This is a genomic window from Bradyrhizobium sp. Ken51, from assembly GCF_055807435.1.
Genome location: NZ_JBVVPB010000091.1, coordinates 1 through 3,794, shown reverse-complemented (window position 1 = coordinate 3,794; position 3,794 = coordinate 1). Strand labels below are relative to the sequence as shown.

The window sequence follows — 3,794 nt, the reverse complement described above, 5'->3', positions numbered from 1 at the left end:
GCAGCTTGCGCCCTTCCAGTCGCAAAGAAGGTGTCGCGGAACGCAGCGGAGAGGCAGCAGCCTAAGCAATTCAGCAAGCAGCAGCTTTACGAGATACTGGCTGAAGCGGTCAAAAATACCGGCTAGGTCACCGCGAGCGCCGTTGCACTGCGCTCAGTATTCGGCTCGGCTCGGCAGTTCGGGGTCGTGCACCTTCCCAGGTTCGTCTGCTTCGGGTCAAGGTGCGAAGAACCCGGCCTGAGCAAAACCAGTCCGCTTCCACCCACGAAGCTGACCTCAATGAGACGGTTCGCCAGTTCGCTGATGGGCCAGCAGCGTTGCATAGGACGGCGATGCCCCAAGACCGCTGCTGGGCTGATCTGTGCTAGGCTTCTTCAAAACATGGTTGGTTGGCTTTGGCGGAGGCGATTGTGAGGCGACGTGAGTTCATCGCGCTCCTCGGCGGCGCGGCGGCAATCCGACCACTCGGCGCGCATGCGGAGCGTCCGCCAGAGCGCATCCTCTATTTCACATACTCCGCCGGCTATCGGCATGATGTCATACCGCTTTCCAAGGTAATCCTGGCCCAGCTCGGAAGCAATTCGGGTGTCTTTGAAGTCACTGCAACGGAAGACACGTCCGAATTTTCTGCCGAAAACCTCGAGCGCTACGCGGCGGTGATGTTCTTCACAACCGGAGAACTTCCGATGAGCGACGCGCAAAAGAGAGCTCTTCTCAGCTTTGTACGCTCGGGCCGCGGGTTCCTCGGTGTTCATTCTGCGACGGACACATTCTACACTTGGCCGGACTATCTCGATCTGGTCGGCGGCTACTTTAATGGTCATCCTTGGCATCAGGCCGTGAAGATCGAGGTGGTTGATCCTGGCGATCCCCTGGTGGCTTTCCTCGGAAATTCGTTGCAAGTTGAGGACGAGATCTACCAAATCAGCGACTTCGATTATCGTGGATCACGCGTGCTCCTGCGCCTCGACCCAAGCTCGGTGGACCTTGGCAAGAACGGCGTGCATCAGCGATTCTATGGCTGGCCTCTCACCTGGACCCGGTTCTATGGCGAGGGACGGGTATTTTATTCGGCGCTGGGCCACGAGCCGTCAGTTTGGCAGGATTGCCGCTACCAGCGACTCCTCACGAACGCTATCCTCTGGTCTATGCGAAGGTCGCCCTAGGAGACGCCGCCGCACTTCGCATTTGCGCCACCGCCGGATTCGTCGGGTGGCGTCCGTGCCAGAGGTTCGGAGGGTCTTGGTCTGCGACTTCCGTTCCGGGTCAAAAGCGGCTGGCGAGCCAAGTTCAGCTCGGCGTCCGGTTCACCAGCGATAGCGGACATCACGGCGGCTGAACTGCTCTTCGGCTTAGGGCCACAACCGGACTCACATGAGGCAAGAAAAATACGCGCGCTCGGTTATCGCTTGCTGCCATGCGCGTTGTGGAGAACTATGCTGGCGGCAAACCAGTCCTCTCGGAGACCTGCCTGAGGAGGAAGTTCAATGCGCCGCATCGTGGTCCCATTTCTATTTGCCGCCTGCACGAGCACACTACTGTGGGCACAAGAGGTCAAGCCCGACTGGCCCATTCCATCGGAATTGAAATGGGAAGCCATCAGCGGTTATCCCATGGCCTACCGGGAAGCGGGTGAGGGTACACCCATCGTGCTGGTGCACGGCTCTACAAGCGATTATCGGATTTGGAATGCCCAATTCGGCGCCTTTAGTGTCGCTTACCGGGTGATTGCGGTCAGCCTAAGGCACTTTTACCCAGAACGCTGGGATGGCAGCGGCACCGATTTCTCAATCGAGCAGCACGCCCAGGACATCGCTACGTTGATAAACAAATTGAATCTCGGGAAAGTGCACCTCGTTGGGCACTCGCGCGGTGGCGCGGTTGCAGTCGAGGTTGCGAAATCGCACCCCGAAGTCATTCGAACGCTGGTGCTGCCGGATGGCAGCATCGAAATGCCGGTGTCCGAGACCGCCGAGGCAAAAGAAGCCGGAGATTTCACAAAAAAGCTGATCGGGACCTTGCAGGAAAACTTAAGAGCCGGTGATACAGCCAGAGCTGCGGAGATCTTCGTCGACACGTTGAGCGGCCCCGGCACCTGGCTAAGGTTTCCCGAACCTACGAAGGAAATGTTTCTAGCAAATATTTACTCGGCGTTGGGGGACAAAGACCGCCCGATCAGCACATGTGCTGACGTCAAGAAGTTTGACTTCCCCGTGCTGCTCATGACGGCCGACAAAAGTCCAAAGAAGTTTGAGTTGATGTACCGCGAAATGCGGAAGTGCCGGGAGTTTCCTGCGACGGTGGTGATACCGAATGCAGCACATGGCATGCAGCGATTGAATCCGGACGTGTTCAACAAGCTCACGTTGGAATTCCTGTCCAACCATTGATTTCTCGTTGACTGGGTGCCCTCGAACGAACAATGGCCGCTTTTGGTCAAAAACAGAAGTCGCGACCTCGCGGTGCAATGTTTGCCTTGCTCCCCGCGAGCGGACATCGTCAGCATAGAGCCGCCGGGCGCTCGCGATTTCGAACTCAAGATCAATTTCAAAACTCTGCCACAGTCGGAAGTCCATTGGCAGAAATTGAGAGAATCAAAAAGGAGCCTGAACTACGAACGCACATACGGGCTCAACAGAGCCGACCAACTGGCCAAAACGGGTTGCCGCCCCAGCGTTTGGGAAACTGGGGCGGCATTGGGGGGCTGGGTTGGTTGGTCACGGCGTTTGGGGGTGCCGTTGACGGGATAATAAAACTTCAATTCGGCCATAGAGCCAATTGTCCTGAGGTACAGGATCGGATTTTGCTTCTTCAAACCAAGCCCTGGGGTTCGGCCTCATGACTGAAATCACGCAAGCCGCGTCCGCGAAATCTATGATCATTTTGCTTGTCGTTCCGGCCGATGACCACGCTGTCGACGGCAACCAAGCCGCAACCATCGTCGTCATCGAAGTCAAAGATCGCACAACGGACCGCCGTGCTAACTTCCTCCCAAGGTACATAGACGCCCCACCGGCTCAGTCATCCAGACTGAAGCCGTCTCATTTTCGACGCGTGCGGTTTCTGCATAACAGGCTGACTAAGGGCTCGTACTCCGAAAGAGCCAAGCGATTGCAATGCGGCTGAGAGCCGCCGCGGTCGTTCGCGGCGACGCGCTCGTCGAGCCACCTGGGGACTTCGATCGATGTTGCCGGCAGCCCGACAGCCCCTCGGGTCGCATTCGCCCATTGGCACAAAGTGCAGTAGCCGCGGGCGGCAGATCTGTTTTGTCTACGGTGCGCCTTGCCGAGTCTTTCCAGCCCCCAAGCTTCCGGGATTGGCGGGAATGTACAGGCCCCGGCGCGGCATCCGCTTCGCCGGGGCCACGGACGCGGAGATAGTCCAGGACTATGGACGCAACGGCGGATCGGCAACGAGGTTTGGAGTTGGGTCGCCGCTGGGCAGAGCATGCGTCGGCACACGAGCTCGCGACCATGGTGAGCGGGTCGTTTGATGAACTGAGCCAAATACTGCCACCGGACGTCTCTGATCAGTTCGTCGGCGGCTTTCGCGAAGGCGTGTTGCACGTCTGGCGCGGGGCCTAGGCGCCCCTCAGCACAACACTCCTTCTACGGTGTTCGACCGCCTTTATTAGGCCCGCAGCCCTTGCCTTCTGCCTTGACGACCTTCGCCAAGCTCTCAAGTTGACGAGCCGAGTCCAGCCCAACATGCCACACTGAGCGAAACTCAAATGAATTGCGCTGTTACGCAGGAGCTACGCTAATGCAGGGCGCGATCCGTTGCTTGCAAGCGGT

At 58.2% G+C, this 3,794-nt stretch carries 2 protein-coding genes; both read left to right on the top strand.

Going from position 1 to position 3,794, the window contains the following annotated elements; genetic code table 11:
- The first annotated feature begins 410 nt into the window (after nt 1-410).
- Complete coding sequence (locus AC0L27_RS40810; RefSeq protein ID WP_275174757.1) at nt 411-1,166, top strand: ThuA domain-containing protein; 756 nt, start codon at nt 411-413, stop codon at nt 1,164-1,166.
- A gap of 321 nt (nt 1,167-1,487) precedes the next feature.
- Complete coding sequence (locus tag AC0L27_RS40805; RefSeq protein ID WP_473323703.1) at nt 1,488-2,390, top strand: alpha/beta fold hydrolase; 903 nt, start codon at nt 1,488-1,490, stop codon at nt 2,388-2,390.
- The last annotated feature ends 1,404 nt before the right edge of the window (nt 2,391-3,794 follow it).

Excerpts from the sequence above, each read along its gene's own strand:
- AC0L27_RS40805 (WP_473323703.1), top strand. The coding sequence starts at position 1,488 with ATGCGCCGCATCGTGGTCCCATTTCTATTTGCCGCCTGCACGAGCACA.